The following is an 18667-nucleotide window of genomic DNA, read 5'->3' as shown; positions in this document are numbered from 1 at the left end:
GCCCGCGTGCCGTGCGGAAGGTGCCGCGCGGTCCGCACGAGGCGCGTGATCCCTGTGTCCCGCAGGTTTCCGAGCCCGTACGTTCCCGTAGCCGTACGTTCCCCTCGCCCGCATGTTCCGCCGGAACATGCGGGCGATCATTCTCCCGTGGCGCGCGCCCCAGGATGCCCGCTTCCACGCCGTGGCGGGGGCGCGAGAGGGGGGCGCTGGGGCACACGGGAGGCGCACGCGCACATTCGGCGGCCCGGCGGGCGCCGGATCAGCGCCCCTCCACTCGAACGTCGAACACGCATACGCCGGCGACTCCCGCCGCGAGGAGGACGGGGTGCTTGGGGTGCGGGCCGCCCGGCTGCCGGGCGTCGAGGGTGCCGAGCGGGCTGCCCGTCACGATCCGCAGCAGGTGCGAGCCGGTGTCGATGTCCCACAGGTGGATGGTTCCGCCGGGGCCCGTCGCCGCGAGGCAGGGGCGGCCGGTCGCGGTCCGGAAGAACGCCAGCGCGGCCACCGGCCCGTCGCCGATGTCCAGCCGCCGCCCGACCGGCCGCCCGGTGCCGGGATCCCAGAGCCGGACCGTGCCGTCCTCCCCGCCGGACGCGACGAGGACGGCACGGTCCGAGTCGTCGACGGGCACGGCGGCGACGGCGTTGACGACCCGCTGCTCGCAGTGGAGCGGCGCCCCCGCGGGCCGCAGCGTGGCCGGATCCCAGAGCCGTACGGTCCCGTCGGTGCCCGCGGAGACGATCAGCGGACCCTGTGCCGTGTCGAGCACGGCGACGTCCCGGACGCTGAGCAGATGGTCCTCCCGGCACGCCAGCACACACCCCCGGTCGAGGTCCCAGAGACGTACGGTGCCGTCGGCGCCCCCGGTGACCAGCAGGGTCCGTCCGTCGTGCGGGAAGGCGGCCATCGACCGTACCGGCAGGCTGTGGCCGAGGAGTCCGGCCAGCCGTGCGGGAGCGGCGTGGGCTCCCCGGTCCAGGGACCACAGCTGGACCCCGGCGTCGCTGTGCGCGGTCACCAGCAGGGGCTCGCCCCGGACGAGCGCCGAGGCGAAGGCGGTGACCGTGGCGTGTCCCGCCGGGAGGGCGACCGAGCGGCCGGTCCCGGTGTCCCACAGCGCCGTACCGGACTCGTCGGCCACGGCGATCAGCGGCGCCCCGGCGGTGGACCCCGGACCGGACAGCGCCGCCGCGGTGACGGGCCGCCGGACCGCGCGCCCGGCGCCGACGCCCGGGCCGCCCGGCTTCCAGCGCCGCAGGGTGTGGTCCGCGCCGGCCGAGACGAGGAGCTCCTGCGGGGTGCCCGGCAGCGTGGTCAGAGCCACCGGAGGAGCGGTGTGTCCCTCCAGGGCGCCGCCGATCGCCGCGCCCGTCCGCGCGTCCCAGACCCGCAGGGTGTGGTCGCTGCCCCCGGACGCCACCGCCGCCCGGCCCGCCACGGTCAGGGCGGTCAGGGCGATGGCGGGCCCCGCGGGCGGAGCCGGCGCGACGGCCGTCTCCCGGCCCGTCGAGGCGTCCCGGAAACCGACGTACCCCGAGTCGTCGCAGAGCGCGTACCGTCCCGGCGCCGCGAGGTCCACCAGGGCCCGCACCGCCCCCTGGTGCTCGTGCTCGTGCGTGTACCCGTCGGGCCGCCGGGGATCCCAGACGCGCACCCGTCGGCCCTGGGCCACGGCCAGCACCATCCCCTCCGCCCCGCCCAGACCGACCCCGCTCAGCAGGGCCGGAGCGGGATCGAGGGCGGGCAGCGGGGTGTCGACGGGTCGGAAGGTGACGGGGTCCAGCGCGCCGAGAGCGCCGTCGCTGTGGGCGACGAGGACGACCTCCGGGGCGTCCTTCGCCGCGAAGAGTGTGAGGGCGCTGACCCAGGTGCCGGGGCGGTGGACGGGTTCGGCGAGCAACTGGCCCCGGGTGAGGTGCCAGACGCGCACCGAACCGTCGGTGCCCGCGGAGAGCAGCAGGTCGCCCGGGAGCGGCAGCAGATGCTGGACCGCGCCGCCGTACGTGTGCAGCGGCGCCATCGCCGGTACGCCGTGCGGCTCCCACATGCGGATCGTGCCGTGGCTGTCGCCGCTGACGAGCAGCGAGCGGCCGTCGGCGGTCGTGGTGCGGGTCAGCGATTCGAGGCGGGTCTCGGAGACGGCCAGTACGTTGTCCTGAGCCGTCCAGTCGCTCCACAGCGGCGTGATGCGCGAACCGGACACCCGCGCGGCGGACGTGTCGAGCGGGGTGCGGGGGCGGGTCGCCGCGTGCTGGGCCAGGTGCAGGCTCGTCAGCCGGGAGTCCGGACCGGCGCCGCCGATGAACGGCTCGATGCGGGCCCACGCCTCCAGCCACTCCTGCCGCAGCGCGGCGCCCACGGCGCCGCTCTGCCGCAGCAGTGTGCGCACGTTCGCGCTGGACTCCCAGGGCAGTACGGCCAGCGGCACATGGGCGTCGTCGAGGACCTCGCCCCGGGCCGCGTGCTGGGCCAGGTGGCGGCTGAGATACGGGTGGGGCGGGATCGTCGGGTCCGCGGCGACGAGCCGGGACAGCGCCTCGGCGATGAGCCGGTGCGCGTCCTTCGTGTCGGCCCACGCCTTCGAGTCGTCGGCCCACGCCCTCGAGCCGCCCGTGTCGGAGCGGCCCGGCCGGGGCGCGCGGTACGGGGTGTCCGCGTCGCTCATACGGCGTCGCCCCCGACACCGGCCAGCAGGTCCTGGCGGGGATCCCGCAGGAGCTCGGCCAGGGCTTCGTGGGCCGGCCGGTACACCAGCCGGTCGTCCTCGTCGTCGTGGGCCAGATATCCGGCGAGCCTGCTCTTCAGCAGGTTCTCGATCATCCGGTCCGGCTCCTCGAGGGGCCGGCCGAGCAGCGCCCCGGCGACGGCAGGCCACACGTCCGACCAGGGGATGCCCGCGCCCAGCGCGAACGCGGCGGCCCGCAGCAGCGCGAGAGCGACCTCCGGGGGCAGCCCCTCGTCCTCGACGAGCGCCAGATCGCGCCGGAGCAGACCGACGGTGCCCGCCTGCAGCAGTTCGAGCCAGTCGGGGTTGTCCGCCAGCGCGCCGGGGTCGGACGCGTGGTGCAGCTGCTCGCCGGCCAGCCGGGCGTCCAGGAACGAGGGCCAGACCCGCTTGGCGACGGTCTCGGCCGCCTGCCGGGTGCTGTCGCCGCCGGACGTCTCGTCGCCGACCAGCGCCTGGACATAGTCGGCGATGTCGCTCTCGCTGTCCGTCTCGTCGGTGCGCAGCACGGACGCCGTGGGGAAGACCTCCCGGAGCGCGCCGAGCAGCCCCACCTCCCGCCCCGCGGGCCCGGCAGGGACGGCGCGGTCCGTACGGGGACGGCTGCTGCGTACGCCGATCAGCAGCCGCAGGGACCGCTGCCGCTCCGGACGGCGCTGGCCGGGCAGGGCGGGGGCGCCGCCGCAGTGGGCGGTGAGCGGGGCGAGTACGTCCCTGACCACGCGGAAGGGTTCGACGGACTCGTCCAGGCCGTCGAGGACGAGCGTGACCGGGTCGCCCGGCTCGTCCAGGTGGGCCATCAGCTGGGCGCGGCGCAGTTCCACCGGGTCGTCGCTCGGCCCGGCCGGGCGCGGTCGCAGTTCCAGGGCGCGCAGCAGGTCGCCGAGCACGTCGGAGGCGGTGCGGTGGCGGGCCAGTACGGCGGCGGTGACGGAGTTCTCGGGCGGGACGGTCTCGGGTGCGGCCGAGCGCAGCGCGGGGCCGTAGCGCGGGTCGTCGCGGAACAGCGGGTCGCTGAACGTCACGGCCCGCGCCAGCACGGCCGACTTGCCGCTGCCGGCGGTCCCGGTCAGCAGCAGGACGCCGCGGGGACGGCCGAGGAACGCGGTGATGGCGCGGCCCAGTCCCTCGCGACCGCTGAAGTACCAGCCGGGGTCGGTCTCCTGGGGGCGGCCGCTGGCGCGGTCGAGCCAGTGGTCGACCTCGTCGGCCGGGGTGGCGACCTGGCGGCGCGCGGGCCCCACCAGTTCCCGTACGGGCCGGTAGCCGGGGTTCGGCAGACAGGGCGTCAGGGCGGTCTGGCCGCCGCCGTCCAGGACCCGCTTGAGCCGGTGCTTGCGCCGCTCGGTGTCGGTGCCGAGTTCGCTCTCGAACTCCGTCATCAGATGGGCGACGCTCAGCCAGGGCGTGGTGATCTGGGCGGTGGTGCGCAGCCGCTCCAGCACACGGCGCATCACCGAGGGGAACTGCCGTACCTGGACCAGCTGGTCGTGGGCGCAGGTGGCGACGACGTCCAGGCTGCCGCCGGTGCGCCGGCTCGGCAGGATCTCCTGGTGCAGCTTCTCCAGCTCCTCGGCGATCCCGGCCGCGTAGCAGGTGTTGATGACGACCAGGACGTGTTCGGCTCGGGAGTCGAGGGCGGCGGCGACGATCTCGCTGGTGCGGATGGCCGTGGCCAGCTGGCGCCGGGGTTCGGTCCTCGGCAGCTGGAGGAAGTGGGTGCGGGAGGCGCCCAGTTGGCCGTGGCCCGTGATGAAGACGACCAGGGCGCGGCCGCGCATCTCGCGCACCTTGCTCTCGTGCAGGAAGCGCTCCACGTCGAAGCGCTCGCGCAGTTCCGGCGCGGGGACGTGGGTGAAGGGCTCCGGTGCTCCCGGGGCGCACCACCAGTCGGCCACGACGGAGAGCTGTTCGTCGATGCCGGCGGTGAACTCCGTGTCCCCGTCGTCGTAGTCACGGACGGCGAGGGTCAACAGGGTGCGCCGCGCGGAGTGCTCGTCCACGGCGGTCACGGCGTTCACCGACGCACGGCCCGCCGTGGCCCGCCCCGTATCGCCGGCGTCACCCGGCTCCCCGATCCTGACAAGCCCGCCCGCCCGCCCTCGCATGGTCTCTATTCTTCCCGCCATGACCGAGTCGTCGCAGCCCAATACCGCAGGCCGCCGCCTGGACGAGCGTCCCTACAGCCTCCCCGGCCTCTCCCCGAACACGACGCAGGACGCCGTCGTCGTCGTTCCCGGCATCATGGGGAGCGAGTTGTACGACACCGAGTCGGGCGACGTCGTGTGGGGCCTCGCGAACGCCGGATGGCTGCTGAAGGCCTGGACGGCACCCCGGGGCTTACACGCCCTGAGCCTCACGCCCGACGAACGCGAGGGCCGCCTCGGCCGCATCCGGGCCCGGCGCCTGCTGAGCACCCCCGCCTGGAGTCCGTTCCTGCGCGGCATCGAGCCCTACGGCGACCTGGTCGCGACGGTCACCCGGAGCGTGGCCGACCCTCGGGCCGTGCTGCCCTTCGCCTACGACTGGCGGCTGTCCGTCGCCACGAACGCCCGGTTCCTCGCCCAGGCGGCGCGCGAACATCTGGAGCGGTGGCGGCTCCACCCCGCACACGCGCTCGCCCGCAAGCACCGGGTCGACGAACGGGAGGCACGGCTCGTCTTCGTCGCGCACTCCATGGGCGGACTCCTCACCCTCGCCGCTCTCACCGACGGCCCCGACGCCGACCTCGCGGCGGACACCCGTGGGGTGCTCACCCTCGGTACGCCCTTCCAGGGGGCGGTGGCCGCCGCCGCGATCCTCAACACCGGGCAGGGCGCGCCGGTTCCGCTGCCGCACGGCAGGCTCAGGAGACTCGCGTACACCATGCCGGGTCTGCACGACCTGCTCCCGACGTTCCCCTGTCTCGACGAGGGCCTGAACATCCGCCGGCTCAGCCCCACGGACATCGCCGACCTGGGCGGCGACAAGGACCTGGCCGTCGACTCCCAGACCCTGCACGACACCCTGCGCGGGCGGGCACTGCCCGGACACCGGGCGCTGGTGGGCATCAGCCAGCCCACCCTCCAGTCCCTGACGCTTCATCAGGGCGTGGTGACCGTCTCCGAGCACTGCTATCGCGAGCACAGCGACGGCGAGCTGATGCGCGACGAGACCGGCGCCCCGCGCCGCTTCGACGTGGGTGGCGACGGCACCGTACACAAGGAGTCCGCGACATCCCCTTTGAACCGCGCCATCGTGCCCCTCGCGCTGCAGCACGGTGCGCTGGCCCAGGGGGAGGCCGCGTTGGAGGCGGTGACCTCGTTCCTGGAGGAGGACGAGCACCTCGGTCCTCCGCAGGCCGGGGCACGGGTCGGCATCGAGGTCCCGGACCTCGTCGCCCCGGGCACGCCCTGGACGGTCCGGGTGCGCGGCGCCGACAGTCCCGCGGGGCTGGACTGCGTGGTCGAGGAGGTGGGCGGGGCCTTCGCCGGACCCGCCCGGCTGTACGGCGACGACGACCACCTCGCGGCCCGTGTCACCGTGCCCGCGCCCGGCCTCTACCGGGTCACCCTGGACACGGGCGACCCCACCCCGCTGACCCAACTCGTCCTCGCGGCCCCGGACGAGCGGGGGAACGACGGCTGAGATTCGCCCGCAACCTGCGCCGACTATGGTGTCGACACGAATCGAACGCGAAATGGTTCGAACCTGTCCGGAGCGAGCGGTCCGGAAAGAACGGCAAGGGGCACGCGGTGGCGGACGAGGGGCGGCTGGTCGCCGGGCGCTACCGGCTGATCGAACAGATCGGCCGTGGCGGCATGGGCACGGTGTGGCGTGCCGAGGACGAGGTCCTCAACCGCGAGGTCGCGGTCAAGCGGCTGCATGTCCAGCGGCACCTGACCGACGACGAGCTCGCCACCCTCCACGAACGCACCCGCCGCGAGGCGCGCAGCGCCGCCCGTATCGCCCATCCCCACGTGGTCGTCGTGCACGACGTGGTGGACGACGAGGGGCTGCCCTGCATCGTCATGGAGTACGTGCCCTCCACCACCCTCGCCGCACTGCTCACGGACGGCGGCGCGGTGCCGCCCACCCATGCCGCCCGGATCGGCCTCGGCATGGTCGCCGCGCTGCGGGCCGCGCACGCCGCCGGGGTGCTGCACCGTGACGTCAAGCCGGGCAACGTCCTGCTCGGCGCCGACGGCCGCGTCGTCCTCACCGACTTCGGCATCGCCATGGCGACCGGCACCTCGACGCTGACCAAGACCGGCGAGATCATCGGCTCGATCGACTACATCGCGCCCGAACGGATGCGGGGCAAGAAGCCCGGACCCGCCGCGGACCTGTGGGCGCTCGGGGCGACCCTCTACCAGTCCGTCGAGGGGCGGCCCCCGTTCCGCAAGGCCACGGCCGTGGAGACGGCGTACGCCATCGCCGTCGACCCGGTCGACCCCATGAAGCAGGCCGGCCCGCTGGAACCCCTCATCGAGGCGCTGCTCGCGAAGGAGCCGGAGGAGCGGCCGTCGGCGGAGGAGGTGGAGCGGGTCCTGAGGGAAGTCGTGTCGGGGGTACCGACGCAGCTGACGCCCACGCGCCCGGTACCGGCGACGGCGCCGATATCAACACGGACACCGGCACAGTCTCCGCCGACCGCCACGACGGTCGCACCGGCGCGGGAAGACGCACCGCCCCGGGCCCGCGGGCGCCGTGTGGCCGTCTGGAGCGCGCTGGCCGTGGTGCTGGTGGCCGCGACGGTGGCGGGCGGGTGGTCCCTGACCCGGGACGGCAAGAGCGGCAACCACCACAAAGCCGCCGCTTCCGCCGCCACCTCCGCGCCCCCGGCCGTTCCCGCGGGCTACCACCTGGTCACGGAAAAGAAGCTGGGCGTCTCCTTCCCGGTCCCGGACGGCTGGAAGCGCGGCAAGGCGTCGGCCGAACAGGTCACTTACGCCGACGAGACGGGTCTCGTGGGCCTCACGATCGGCATGGTCGAGCCGGCGGGTGCGAACCCCGAGTCGCACTTCACGAACATCGAGGCGAACACCAAGCTCAACTACCCCTCCTCGTACCGGAAACTGCGTATGCAGCGCACCACGTTCCAGGAGAAGCCCGCGGCCGTGTGGGAGTTCACCTTCAAGGGCAGGGTCCGGGCGTTCCGCGCGATCGACCTGGGCTTCGGGCAGGAGGGCGGCCGGGAGTACGACATCTACCTCTCGGCCCCGGACCTCAAGTGGGACACCGCCCGCCCGGTCTTCGACACGGTCTTGGCGGGCTTCCGGGTCGGCTGAGTCGGGACGGCGGTTCAGGACCTGCCGTCCGTCAGTTCACTGGCGTCGAGCGGCAGGCGCAGGCTGACCCGGCGGCGTACGGAGGCGAGTTCGCGGTGCAGGGGTGAGCGGGGTACGGCCAGCACCGGGCAGGCGGCGTGCGCGAGGCAGTAGCGCGCGACGGACGGGAACAGCGCCCGGCGCATCCGGCCGCGCCGCCCGCCGCCGATCACCAGGAGGTCGCCGATCCGGTCGGCGGTCCGCACCAGGGCGCGCCCCGGCCGGTCCCACACGACCAGCCCCCGGCACGGCACCCCGGGCCCGTCGGCGCCGAAGGCCGTGCCGAGCGCGGTGAGCAGCCGGTCGTCCGCCATCCGCCGGAACTCGGTCATCGGCGGCGCGAGCATCGAACTCGGGTGGGCGAGCGCGCCGTGCGGCGGTTCCCAGGCACCCACGGCCAGCAGCACGGCGCCGGTGCGGCGCGCCTCGAACGCGCCCCGGTGCAGCGCGGCCAGACTTCCCGGCGAACCGCTCACCCCCACGACGACCCGCCGCCGCTTTCCCTCGCCCATCGTTCGCTCACCCCTCGGCGTACGTCGACACGGGTATCCGCGTTCCATCGAACGCGGGGGGAGGGCGGCGGGCCAGGGTGTTGGCGTTCACCTGACGAGGTCCCGACCGTTCATGACACTTCGGCACACACCTCTGTCCTTGGCCGTTTCGAAGCGGCGCCTTTGAAGTGATGCCTTTGGAGTGATGCCTTTGAAGCAGTTGCTTTAGAGCAACGTCCAAGATCTCGGCCGGTGACGCTCAGGGTCTTCTGCGGATCGCACTACTCCGACATAGTGACGCCCACCACGATGTGGAATCGAGTTTCCACATGGCAGAAGTTGCTCTGGAGGAATACCGTGCCACCGTCCGTACCGTCCCTGCCGCGACGCGTCGCACGCACGCTGCGCACCTCACTGTTCGCGCAGGTCGCCTGCGCGCTCGTCCTCGGCATTCTCGTCGGAAGGCTGTGGCCCGACGTCGCCACCGCCGCCCAGCCGCTCGGTGACGGCTTCGTCCGCCTCATCAAGGCGATGATCGCGCCCCTGGTGTTCTGTGTGGTCGTCGTCGGCATCACCAGGGCCGGAGACCTCAAGGCCTTCGGCCGGATCGGGCTCAAGGCCCTGGTCTGGTTCGAGGTCGCGACCTCGTTCGCGCTGCTCGTCGGGCTGCTCGCGGGCAACCTCGTCGCGCCCGGCACCGGCATGAACGTCGACCCCTCGAAGCTGGACGCCTCGGCGGTCGACGGCAAGACCGGCGGCGGATCGCTGCCCTCGACCAGCGAGTTCATCCTGCACGCGCTGCCCGACAGCGCGGTCGGCGCGTTCGCCGAGAACTCCCTGCTCCAAGTCCTCGTCCTCGCCTGCCTGGTGGGCGCGGCCGTGCTGCATCTCGGCCACGGCAAGGTGCCCGCGATCCTGCCCGCCGTCGAACAGGCACAGGAGGTCGTCTTCGCGGTCGTCGGCTTCATCATGAAGCTCGCCCCGCTCGCCGTCTTCGGCGCGACGGCCCATCTGGTGGGTCAGTACGGGGTCGGCGTCATGTCCACCTACGGCAAGCTCATCGGCGTCTGTTACGCGGCCGCGCTGATCTTTCTGCTCCTGCTGGCCCTCGCCCTGAAGGCGGTCACCGGCATCAGCCTGTGGAAGTTCGTCCGTTACACCCGCGAGGAGATGCTGCTCGCTCTCGGTACCGCCTCCAGCGAGACGGTCATGCCCCGCATGATGCAGAAGCTGCGCCAGGCGGGCTGCCGCGACGACGCCGTGGGCCTGGTCCTGCCCACCGGCTACTCCTTCAACCTCGACGGCGCCTCGATCTATCTGTCCATCGGTACGTTGTTCATCGCGCAGGCGGTGGGGGTGGATCTGAGCCTGGGCCAGCAGATCACCGTCGTCCTGGTCCTCATGCTGACCAGCAAGGGCATGGCGGGTGTGCCGGGTTCGGCATTCCTCGCCCTCTCCGCGACGGCCTCCGCCCTCGGGGTCATCCCCGTCGGAGCGGTCGCCCTCCTTCTGGGCGTGGACCGCATCATGGACTCGATGCGCGTCGCCACGAACCTGCTCGGCAACTGCGTCGCCGTCTTCGTCGTGTCCCGTTGGGAGGGCGCGCTCGACACGGAGCGGGTGAAGAAGGTGTTGGACGGTGAGATCGCGTTCGTACCCGATCAGGCGGACGGGTCCGAAGAGTTCGACGGGTCCGCCGGGTCCGCCGGGTCCGCCGGGTCCGACGAGTCCGACGAGGACGTACCGAAGCGGGCGGCCACCGAGGTGGGCTGACTCCGTCCGCCCCGGTCGTCGGAGCTCGCGACGACTGGGGCGGGGTGGCCCGGGTGGCCGGGGTGTCCCGGATCAGCCGGCGCAGAGGGCCAGGTTGATGGTGGCGCCGATGGACACGGTCTTCGGGCTGTGCGGGTCGACCGAGTGGACCGAGCCCGGCTTGCCGTTCTTGCCGCAGTCCACCTTGCTGACCGTGCCGAGCTTGAGCCGGCCCTTCAACAGCAGTTGCTTGGCGAAGTCCAGGTCCAGGCCCGCGAACTCCAGCGGGAACTTGCTGCCCTTCAGCAGCACGTTGGTGGCGTCGTTGCCGGTCGCGGTGGTCGCGGCGGCGGGCTTCGCGGCGTGGGAACCGTTGGTGACGACGGTGGCCAGGGCGGTGCCGCCGCCGGCCACGATCAGGGCGGCGGCGAGACCCGCGATGGCCGTGACGCGCTTGCGGCGGGTCCTGCGCACGATGCCGACGGTGTCGACGGACGGCGCGTCGGCGGAGTTCGCGAATTCGTTCATGGCGTTCACCAGTTCCTCTTCGAAGGATGTGTAACCGGTGCGGCTGGAAGGCCGTGCATCGTGTGAAGTCATCGGTTTCCTTCCGTGGGCCGCTGCGGTGAAGGGCCGGAGAGCGCGGGGAACTGGCTTCTCAGCTTCTCGATCCCACGAGCGAGCTGGGACCGTACGGTACTCGCCGAGATCTTCAGATCGGCCGCGATCTCCGCATCCGACAGATCGTGGAAGTACCGCAGGACCACGACCGTGCGCATACGCATCGGCAACTGCTGAAGAGCGCGAACGAGCTGGTCCCTGCTGTCTATCCGCCCGTACTCGTCCCCCGGAGCGGCCCGGTCGCCGCCGCTGTCGGGGTGCGGGGTCGTGCGGCGGAACCTTCGCCAGCGGTCGTTCGCCAGGTTCACCATGATCCGCCGCACATAGGCGTCGGGGGCGTCCTTGGCGGCGATCGTGCGCCACTTGCGGCAGGTCCGTTCCAGCGTTTCCTGGAGCAGGTCCTCGGCGGCTTCGCGGTTTCCCGTCAACACGAGGGCGCCACGGAACAGGGCGGCGGACCGGGCGGCGACGAAAGCGGGAAAGTCCATGTCCAGCGACTCGGTCCCGCCGCGCTCGGCGCCCAGCTTCCACTCGGTTGCCAGATCCACACGCTCCTCCCTTCCTGTCACCCCTCCTCGACGGGGGAGCCCCTTCATCTGCTGCATGGGGGAGATGAGAGCTGGGTCACAGCCGGCCGTATCGGTTCAGCATGCAGTCGGTATGCGGTCGGTATGCAGTAGGCATGCACTCGGCATGTACACGGCCCGACGGCCTGACATAGCGGGATTTGCCCTCGGGGCCGGTCGTTAGGGTGAGCGCGCCAAAACGTCCAGCGCGAAGAGCGAAGAGCGAAGAGTGAAGAGGTGACGGCGGTGGGGGCGCCGATGCGGTCGCACATATCCGACTACGCCGAGACCGGGTCACCCGAGCCACCGGCCACGGCCAAGTCGTCGAACCTGGAACTTCGTCCGTCGGACCCGGAACCTCGTCCGTCGAACCCGCAGCCGCGTCGTTCGCGCCTGCTCGACTACGCCGAGGCGGAGCCGCCCGTACGGCCGGACGCGGAAGGACGGCAGGCCCCGAAGCCCGGCGTTCCGGCCTACCACACCCCCGTGTTGGTCCCGGCCCATCCGCGCTATGTCGACGCGCTGGACCCGTCCGGCCGCCCCACCCGGGTGCCCTTCATCGCCTACGAGCTGTTCGAGCACCCCACGGACGGGACCGTGGCCCTCGCCTTCACCACGCCGGCCCGGCTGGTGGCCGCGCTCGGCGAGGCCCAGCCGTGGGTCGCCACGTCGATCGGGCCGCTGGCCGAGGGAGTGCGCGAGCACGGCGTCACCGTCCGCGTCGACCCGCGTGTCGCGCCCGGACACCACAACTGGCAGTCGGCCGACCTGGCCGCCTACGCACGGGAGGTGCGCTGATGCCGCCCGACTTCAAGGCGGTCCTGAGTGACCTCACCTCGATGTCCAAGACCTTCCACGACGAGGCCACCCACTACCGGAACCTGCACGACCAGGTCGCCCCGCCCGTCGTCAGCGGCGGTGACAGCGGCCTCGACCACGCCATCAAGGAGGTCGCCGACCTCATCGTCGCCCTGCACACCGGCTTCGCCGACCGGCTGGACGACCACGGCGACAAGGTGGCGTACGCCCGCGACTCGTTCCAGCGGCACGACATCGACGTACACGGTCTGTTCGAGGACCTGATGGTGGGGGACGGCTGATGGGCGACAGCTGGGTCGGCGGCGACATCGGTGGACTGCGCACGATGGCCGAGACGTACAAGAACGCGAAGAAGAAGCTCGAGGACGTCGTCCATCCGCTCAGCAGCGCCGTCGAGGAGCTGGTCGGCGACGCGAACTGGAAGGGCGACGCGGCCGAGACCTTCCGCGCCACCTGGAGCGAGGACGCCCTCACGGCGGGAGCCTTCGCGGGCCTCGTCCACGACGCGGGCGACATCCTCGACACCCTCGTCGGCGCGCTGTCCGCCTGCGAGACCGCCCTGCAGAACGCCGAGCACATCGCCGCGAAGAAGGGCGTACCCATGGGCGCCCAGGGCGCCCCGCTCCAGTTCGTCACGTCCGACCCACCGAGTGCCGACGAACAGAAGACGATCTCGGCGTTCGGCGAGTACGACAAGGCACGCACGGAGATTCTGCATACGGCGCAGCACGCGAGGCTGGTCGCGGCGGACAAGTTGCGGGGGCTGTACGCACAGGTCACCGCGTCGGTGTCGCCGGGCGACAAGATCACCCTTGCCGACTACCTGCGCGGCCTGTACGCCTATGACGCCGAGGACGCCCGGGCGGGCGGCGCCAAGGCCCGCACCGAGCTCGACGACGCCAAGGCCGAGGAGCAGGCGGCCAAGAAGGAACTCCGCGCCGAGCGCAAGGCCTTTCAGAAGGCAGGCCGCGCACTGCCCAAGGACCTCCCTGCCAAGAGCGCTTACCGCGACGCGATGACGAAGGTCGACTCGCTGGAAGAGGACATCGCCCGCGCCGATCACGGCAGCACCAGACTCCCCTACGACCGGGCCTTGAACGTCAAGCTGACCGACGCCGCGGCGGCGCTGCGCGCGGGCGAGAGCCTCGACAAGCTGCCCGACTTCCTCAAGGAGGTCCCGGTCCTGGACGTCGCAGCGGCCGGCGCCTGCGGAATCCTCGAAGCCTCCGACGACCATGACAAGGGCTGGTCCTGGCAGCACTCCGTCACGGTCGACGGCGGTGCCAACCTGGCCGGCCTGGCCGCCGGTACGGCCATCACGGCGGGCCTGGTGGCGGCTGCGCCCTTCGAAGCACCCGTGATCGTGGTGGCGGGGGTCGGCGGTGCGGTGGTGGTCGGCGCGACCGGGGTCATCGACCACGCCTTCCACGAGCACTGGAGCGAGGACATCCACGACCACGGTGTCGTCGGCGGCGTGCTGCACGGCACAGGCCATGTCTTCACGGAGACCGGGCACGATTTCGTACGACTGAAGGATGACGTCTGGCATGGCATCAAGAGCATCTTCTGAAGCCCCCGCCTCCGGAACTCCCGCCCGCATCCCGGCCCTGCCCGGGCTCGGTACCACCTGGTACGAGCGTGGCGCGCGCTACTGGCTGCGCCGTGCCTTCGGAGCGGTCCTCTGGTTCGCTGTGCTGGCCTTCGCCTGCTACATCGCGCTCGTGCTCTACCAGTCGTTCCGCGGCGACCTGCCGTCAGGCGTGCGCATGGTGTGGGACTGGGCGCAGGTGGCCGCCTCCTGCGTGGCGGTGGTCTGGGGTTGGGTGGTGCAGCGCCGCGGCCACCGCAGGGACCTCCTGGACCCGCCGACCCCCAGCGAGGCCCGCGGCCGCAAGCGTGACCAGACCCGCCGTTCCACGGGGCTGGCCCTCGCCGGCCGCATCCTCTTCCTGATCGCGGCGCCCGTCCTGCCCGCCCTGCTCGCGTACGCCGTCGGCTGGGTCCTCGCCGCGTTCACCGTCCGCGAGTACCCCAGCGAGGTCGGCGCGCGGCGGGTCGTGGAGGGATGATCGGGCGGGTCACATGGGTGGCAGGTGGAGCAGGCGGGTGATCGTGCGGAGGACACCGTTCTCGTTGTTGGACGGGGCGAGGTGGCGGGCCCGGTCGATGATGGCGGGGTGGGCGTTGGCCATGGCGAAGGACCACTCGGCGGTGTCGAGCATTTCGAGGTCGTTGAGGTAGTCGCCGAACACCATCGTCTGGGCGGGTGTGATGCCCAGGTCGTCCTGGAGACGGCGTACGGCCGCGCCCTTGTCGGCGGTGACGTTCATGATGTCGACCCAGTGTTCGCCGGAGACGACGACCTGGTGGGTCGAGGTGAAGGGGCTCAGGGCCGGGGCGGTGGTCCGCTCCACCGGTCCGAAGTCGAAGAGGGCGACCTTGAGGATCTCGTCGTCGACGGCGGTCGCGTCGGGGACGGGCTGGAGCCGGGTGTAGTACTGCCCTGCCTCGGCCAGGAACGCTTCGTCGGTCCGTTCGACGTACGCGGACCGCTTGCCGCAGACCACCGCGCCGACGTCCACGCCCTCGGCCCGCAGCCCCCGTGTCGTGGTGACGATCCGCGCGGCGACGGACGGGTCCAGCGGGTCGGAGCTGAGCTCCACGCCGTCCCGTACGACGTAGGTGCCGTTCTCGGCGATGAACACCATGCCCTGCCCCGCGTCGGCGAACTCCTTGGCCAGGGTGGCGTACTGACGGCCGCTCGCCGGGCAGAAGAGCACGTCCCGTCGGCGCAGCTCGGCCAGGAGCGACCACAAGCCGTCGGGTATGCGCTTGGCGTCGTCCAGGAGCGTGCCGTCCATGTCGGTGACGATGAGCCGGATGTCGGCGGCTCCCTCCGGGGGCTGGGGCGCGGTGACGGTCAGGGGGGTGGTCGCGGCGGTGGCGGTTGCGGCGTGAGAAAGGGGCATGTTCTTTCCTGTGGCGGAGATTGCGGGGCGACGCGCGGCAGTGGGCGTGCGGGGCTGCTTGGGGGAGTGGCCTTCGGGCGGTTCAGTCGGCGTCGCCGAGCGCCCCGGCTTCGACCGACGGCGGCGGTGGAGCCGGTGTATTCGCGGCGTCCCGTACGGGTTCGGGCGGGGCGGCGCCGACCGTCGCTTGGCGGATCTCCATTTCCGTCACCCTACCCGGGGGAAATGTTCCGTCCCCGAAGCTGAAACGGTCCGCGGAGCGGAGACGACCGCACCTGACCTGACCTGACCTGACCAGTTCCTCACAAGTCACCCCCAGGCTGACGATCATGGCTTCCTCCACCCGTCGCCCGGCCTCCCCCCGACAGCGTCTGCGTACACCGTTGATCGCCGCCGGGGCTCTGGTCCTGTCCGTCACGCTCACCGGATGCGGAAGCGCCGGCGCCGAACGGTCCGTCGGCGCTCCCGCTACGACGCAGGCCAGGCCCGGGCGGCCCGCACCGGACAGCGCGGAGTCCGCCGCGCCGGTCGTACCGGCGCGGCTGCCGGGTGTCGGCCCCGCGACGCTGGCCGGGATACCCGGGAACGCGCGGCAGGTCGTCCTGGTCACCGGACGGGGCAAGGACTCCCCGGTGTCACAGGTGGTGCTGTACCGGCGTACGAGCGCGGGCTGGGAGCCGGGAGCGACCTGGCCGGCCCACAACGCCCTCAAGGGCTGGACGGACGACCATCACGCCGGTGATCTCCGCTCGCCCGTCGGCGTGTTCACCCTCACCGACGCGGGCGGACTCCGGCCCGACCCCGGTGCCAAGCTGCCCTACGACCGGTCGGTCGGGTTCACCATCGCCGGCACGGGCTTCGAGGGGGAGTCACTGGCCGGCTCCTTCGACTACGTCGTCGCCATCAACTACAACCACGAGCCCGGCACTTCACCCCTCGACTGGACCCGCCCGCTCGGCGCGGGCAAGGGCGGCGGCATCTGGCTGCACGTCGACCACGGGGGCCCCACGCACGGCTGCGTGGGTCTGGCTCAGGAGCACATGAAGGAACTGCTGCGCACGCTGGATCCCGCCCAGCACCCGGCGATCGTCATGGGCGACGCCAAGTCCCTCGCCCGCTGACGTCCCTTTGCCCCCGGCGCGCTTGTCAGCGCGAGGGTGTCGCCGGACTTCCCGCGGCGGGCAGGGCCGGAAGTCCGGACAGTCCGCCGCCGAGTAGCCCCGTGACCACCCCGACCACCGGCGACAGCAGGCCGGTCACCGTGCCCAGTGCCCCCGTCAGGGCCTTGACCAGCCCGTCGACCGTCGACTGGAGCTGGGAGAGGAGATCCGAGACCGGATCGGCGACCGCGATCCCGGCCCGGTCCGTGATGCCGGGGGCGGTGGAGGATCGCTCCTTCAGCCGCCGTTCGAGGGACGCGTGCGCCGTCTCCAGGGCCCGCGCGTACCCGGCCGCCTCGGCCGCGTCGAGGCGGCCGCCCCGTTCGGCGACGGCGGAGAGCACGTTCAGCAGGGGGCGGAGCACGGCGTCGCGGTCGGCCCTGGCGAGGGCGTCGAGCTGTTGCACCACGGCGTCCCGCTCGGAGGAGGCCTCCTGGCGTACGTCCACGGCGGCCGCGGCCGTGCCGACCGGGGGTGGCAGGAGGGTTCCGCGGGATCGGGATATGAGGGCATGCATGCGTGGCCCTTTCGTCGGCTGTTTCTTCATGGGCCCACCGTGAGATCCACGACCCCCCGCCGCAACCCGCCCCGCGCCCCCGCCGCGCGCCCCGCTCCCTCCGCGGTGCGGCGCTGAACAGCACCTTCCCCCGATGTGCCGCGACCGTCCCGGCCCGCCGCCATCCGGCTGAATCGATCACGGTCTCCGCTCCCGGTGTCACCAGCCGGTCAGCAGGAGGTGGTTGAGGAGCAGGGCCAGGGTGGCCTGGGCGGTGAGCCAGGCACGGGGGCGGGGCAGGAACGCGCAGGTGGGCAGGGACCACATCGCGAACGGCAGCCAGATTCGTTCCGTCTCCGCCTTGCTCATGCCGGAGAGGTCGGCGGCCAGGAGGGCGAGCAGGGCGGCGAGAGCGAGGAGGGCGAGGCGGGGCTCGGGGGAGAGGAGGTGGGGGCGGCGGAGGGCGCGGGGACCTTCGCGTACGGCCGTCGCGACCGTTCGGCGCAGGCCCGCCACCGTCGCCGGGCCCACGATCAGCGCCGTACAGGCGAGGTTCGCCCAGACCCAGTAGCCGTACGGCCGTACGCCGCCGACCCCTTCGTAGTAGCGGGTGACCAACAGGCGGTACCCCTCCCACCAGTTGAAGCCGAGCAGCGTGAACAGGAGGGGGACGACGGCCAGTCCGGCGAGGACGTACGGGAGGGGGCGGAGTCGGCGGGAGCCGAGCAGCACGACGGCGGCGGCGATCACGGCGAACAGTGTCAGGCCGTAGGAGAGGTACGCGGTGAGGCCGAGGAGGAGCCCGGCGGCGAGGCCCGTCGCCCGGGGCCGGGGTCCGGTGACCGCGAGGGCGAGGAGGGCGACGGCCCAGGCGGCGACCGCGGCGAAGTAGCCGTCCGCGGAGGCGCCCACCCACACGGCGGCCGGGGCGAGGACCAGGAAGGGGGCGGCGCGGCGGGCGAGCTCCTCCGCGGCCAGCGCCCGTACGGCGACCATGACCGCGGCCGGCGCCGCCGCCCCGGCCACGATGCACCACACGCCCGCCCAGCCGCCGCCGGCCAGCCCGGCCCGGTCGAGGAGTACGAAGGTGACGGTGGCCCCCGGCGGGTGGCCGGCGATGTGCGCGGGCCAGGGAGCGGGGGAGTGACTCACGATGTGGTGGGTGAAGTCCCGCAGGGTGGCGGGGATGTCGTGGAAGCGGTCGATGACCGTGAGGTACTCGTTCGTGGCCGTCAGCCGCCCGGCGATCCCCCGCTGCCACCCGTCGACCAGCGCGAGGGAGAACGTCCAGGCGGTGGCGGTGCCCCAGGACGCCCACAGCAGCGCCCGCCACGGCAGACGCGTGGCGAGGAGCGGCCCGTGGGCGACGACGGCGACGGCCACGGCGAGCGCGGCCGGGGTGCCGGGGCCGACATGCGGCTCCCACTGGGCGAACAGGGGAGGCCAGCGTACGAAGAGCGTGTGGTGGCGGCGTTCGATCGACGTGCCGACCAGCGCGGCCGCCGTGACGAGCAGGGCGGCGGCCAGGACGGCGGCCAGGTCGAGGAGCGGATCCCGGCGCCGGTCGAGCCGTCGATCGTGACGCCGGTCGAGGTGAGGAGCGCCGGGGAGATCGCGGGGACCGTCCGGGGGAAGGCCCTGGGGAAGATCGCGGTTCACATCCGCACGCTAGGCCGCGGATCGGCCGCAGGAGCCGCCGCAGGAGTTGACGTCAGAGTTTCGTCATGGTTCGCGGACCCGTTCGGGGGGTGTCGCGGAC

Annotated in this window: 16 protein-coding genes; 8 read left to right on the top strand and 8 right to left on the bottom strand. The window is 72.7% G+C overall.

The features are described 5' to 3' along the window. Positions 1-259: 259 nt before the first annotated feature. Together ACFVWD_RS17675 and ACFVWD_RS17670 are read right to left on the bottom strand one after the other, a co-directional pair. Positions 260-2665 (bottom strand): WD40 repeat domain-containing protein, encoded by a 2406-nt coding sequence (locus tag ACFVWD_RS17675; RefSeq protein WP_389597060.1) that lies wholly within the window; start codon positions 2663-2665, stop codon positions 260-262. After that, positions 2662-4746 (bottom strand): AAA family ATPase, encoded by a 2085-nt coding sequence (locus ACFVWD_RS17670; protein ID WP_389597058.1) that lies wholly within the window; start codon positions 4744-4746, stop codon positions 2662-2664. The genes ACFVWD_RS17675 and ACFVWD_RS17670 overlap by 4 nt, the downstream gene beginning before the upstream one ends. A 223-nt stretch (positions 4747-4969) precedes the next feature. Here ACFVWD_RS17670 and ACFVWD_RS17665 point away from each other — a divergent pair, with 223 nt between their 5' ends. Next, the gene (locus ACFVWD_RS17665; protein ID WP_389597123.1) at positions 4970-6352 is read left to right on the top strand and encodes a hypothetical protein; all 1383 of its coding nucleotides are present in this window, start codon (positions 4970-4972) and stop codon (positions 6350-6352) included. Positions 6353-6459: 107 nt separating this feature from the next. Then, on the top strand, positions 6460-7995 hold the full coding sequence (locus ACFVWD_RS17660) for a protein kinase (protein ID WP_389597057.1): 1536 nt from the start codon (positions 6460-6462) through the stop codon (positions 7993-7995). Between the two features lie 14 nt (positions 7996-8009). Here ACFVWD_RS17660 and ACFVWD_RS17655 read toward each other — a convergent pair whose 3' ends face one another. Continuing rightward, positions 8010-8546 (bottom strand): universal stress protein, encoded by a 537-nt coding sequence (locus ACFVWD_RS17655; RefSeq protein ID WP_389597055.1) that lies wholly within the window; start codon positions 8544-8546, stop codon positions 8010-8012. Positions 8547-8882: 336 nt separating this feature from the next. Between ACFVWD_RS17655 and ACFVWD_RS17650 the strand changes: the two genes are divergently transcribed. After that, the gene (locus ACFVWD_RS17650; protein ID WP_389597053.1) at positions 8883-10298 is read left to right on the top strand and encodes a cation:dicarboxylate symporter family transporter; all 1416 of its coding nucleotides are present in this window, start codon (positions 8883-8885) and stop codon (positions 10296-10298) included. Positions 10299-10370: 72 nt separating this feature from the next. On the opposite strand, the gene ACFVWD_RS17645 is transcribed toward ACFVWD_RS17650, so the two are convergent. Beyond that, positions 10371-10877: a hypothetical protein gene (locus tag ACFVWD_RS17645; protein ID WP_389597051.1), complete on the bottom strand. Its 507-nt coding sequence runs from the start codon at positions 10875-10877 to the stop codon at positions 10371-10373. After that, the gene (locus ACFVWD_RS17640) at positions 10874-11446 is read right to left on the bottom strand and encodes a SigE family RNA polymerase sigma factor (RefSeq protein ID WP_389597049.1); all 573 of its coding nucleotides are present in this window, start codon (positions 11444-11446) and stop codon (positions 10874-10876) included. Before ACFVWD_RS17640 ends, ACFVWD_RS17645 begins: the two co-directional genes overlap by 4 nt. Positions 11447-11722: 276 nt before the next feature. On the opposite strand from ACFVWD_RS17640, the gene ACFVWD_RS17635 reads away from it, so the two are divergent. From ACFVWD_RS17635 to ACFVWD_RS17620, 4 genes are read left to right on the top strand one after another with little or no spacing between them, the layout of a single operon-like run. Beyond that, on the top strand, positions 11723-12262 hold the full coding sequence (locus ACFVWD_RS17635) for an SAV_915 family protein (protein ID WP_389597047.1): 540 nt from the start codon (positions 11723-11725) through the stop codon (positions 12260-12262). After that, positions 12262-12564 carry a DUF6317 family protein gene (locus ACFVWD_RS17630; RefSeq protein ID WP_101399342.1) on the top strand — a complete coding sequence of 101 codons (303 nt, stop codon included), beginning with the start codon at positions 12262-12264 and terminating at the stop codon, positions 12562-12564. Before ACFVWD_RS17635 ends, ACFVWD_RS17630 begins: the two co-directional genes overlap by 1 nt. After that, positions 12564-13853: a WXG100 family type VII secretion target gene (locus ACFVWD_RS17625; protein ID WP_389597046.1), complete on the top strand. Its 1290-nt coding sequence runs from the start codon at positions 12564-12566 to the stop codon at positions 13851-13853. The genes ACFVWD_RS17630 and ACFVWD_RS17625 overlap by 1 nt, the downstream gene beginning before the upstream one ends. After that, positions 13831-14352, top strand: coding sequence for a hypothetical protein (locus ACFVWD_RS17620; protein WP_389597044.1), 522 nt, complete (start codon positions 13831-13833; stop codon positions 14350-14352). The genes ACFVWD_RS17625 and ACFVWD_RS17620 overlap by 23 nt, the downstream gene beginning before the upstream one ends. 9 nt (positions 14353-14361) lie before the next feature. Here ACFVWD_RS17620 and ACFVWD_RS17615 read toward each other — a convergent pair whose 3' ends face one another. Beyond that, entirely contained in the window at positions 14362-15252 is an 891-nt protein-coding gene (locus ACFVWD_RS17615; protein WP_389597042.1) for a Cof-type HAD-IIB family hydrolase, read from the bottom strand. A gap of 329 nt (positions 15253-15581) precedes the next feature. Here ACFVWD_RS17615 and ACFVWD_RS17610 point away from each other — a divergent pair, with 329 nt between their 5' ends. After that, positions 15582-16373 (top strand): L,D-transpeptidase family protein, encoded by a 792-nt coding sequence (locus ACFVWD_RS17610; RefSeq protein WP_389597041.1) that lies wholly within the window; start codon positions 15582-15584, stop codon positions 16371-16373. A 25-nt stretch (positions 16374-16398) separates the two neighbouring features. Here the strand turns inward: ACFVWD_RS17610 and ACFVWD_RS17605 are convergent, their stop codons facing one another. Together ACFVWD_RS17605 and ACFVWD_RS17600 are read right to left on the bottom strand one after the other, a co-directional pair. Continuing rightward, positions 16399-16929 carry a hypothetical protein gene (locus ACFVWD_RS17605; protein ID WP_389597039.1) on the bottom strand — a complete coding sequence of 177 codons (531 nt, stop codon included), beginning with the start codon at positions 16927-16929 and terminating at the stop codon, positions 16399-16401. Positions 16930-17127: 198 nt separating this feature from the next. Beyond that, on the bottom strand, positions 17128-18567 hold the full coding sequence (locus ACFVWD_RS17600; protein WP_389597037.1) for a hypothetical protein: 1440 nt from the start codon (positions 18565-18567) through the stop codon (positions 17128-17130). Between the last annotated feature and the right edge of the window lie 100 nt (positions 18568-18667).

This window comes from Streptomyces sp. NPDC058086, from assembly GCF_042885015.1.
Lineage (GTDB): Bacteria > Actinomycetota > Actinomycetes > Streptomycetales > Streptomycetaceae > Streptomyces.
The sequence above is the reverse complement of the archived record's forward strand: the minus strand, read 5'-3'. Positions and strand labels throughout refer to the sequence as shown.

Coding starts and splice junctions, on each gene's coding strand:
- ACFVWD_RS17675 (WP_389597060.1), bottom strand. CDS start 2,665: ATGAGCGACGCGGACACCCCGTACCGCGCGCCCCGGCCGGGCCGCTCC.
- ACFVWD_RS17665 (WP_389597123.1), top strand. CDS start 4,970: ATGGGGAGCGAGTTGTACGACACCGAGTCGGGCGACGTCGTGTGGGGC.
- ACFVWD_RS17655 (WP_389597055.1), bottom strand. CDS start 8,546: ATGGGCGAGGGAAAGCGGCGGCGGGTCGTCGTGGGGGTGAGCGGTTCG.
- ACFVWD_RS17645 (WP_389597051.1), bottom strand. CDS start 10,877: ATGACTTCACACGATGCACGGCCTTCCAGCCGCACCGGTTACACATCC.
- ACFVWD_RS17635 (WP_389597047.1), top strand. CDS start 11,723: ATGCGGTCGCACATATCCGACTACGCCGAGACCGGGTCACCCGAGCCA.
- ACFVWD_RS17630 (WP_101399342.1), top strand. CDS start 12,262: ATGCCGCCCGACTTCAAGGCGGTCCTGAGTGACCTCACCTCGATGTCC.
- ACFVWD_RS17625 (WP_389597046.1), top strand. CDS start 12,564: ATGGGCGACAGCTGGGTCGGCGGCGACATCGGTGGACTGCGCACGATG.
- ACFVWD_RS17620 (WP_389597044.1), top strand. CDS start 13,831: ATGGCATCAAGAGCATCTTCTGAAGCCCCCGCCTCCGGAACTCCCGCC.
- ACFVWD_RS17615 (WP_389597042.1), bottom strand. CDS start 15,252: ATGCCCCTTTCTCACGCCGCAACCGCCACCGCCGCGACCACCCCCCTG.
- ACFVWD_RS17610 (WP_389597041.1), top strand. CDS start 15,582: ATGGCTTCCTCCACCCGTCGCCCGGCCTCCCCCCGACAGCGTCTGCGT.
- ACFVWD_RS17605 (WP_389597039.1), bottom strand. CDS start 16,929: ATGCATGCCCTCATATCCCGATCCCGCGGAACCCTCCTGCCACCCCCG.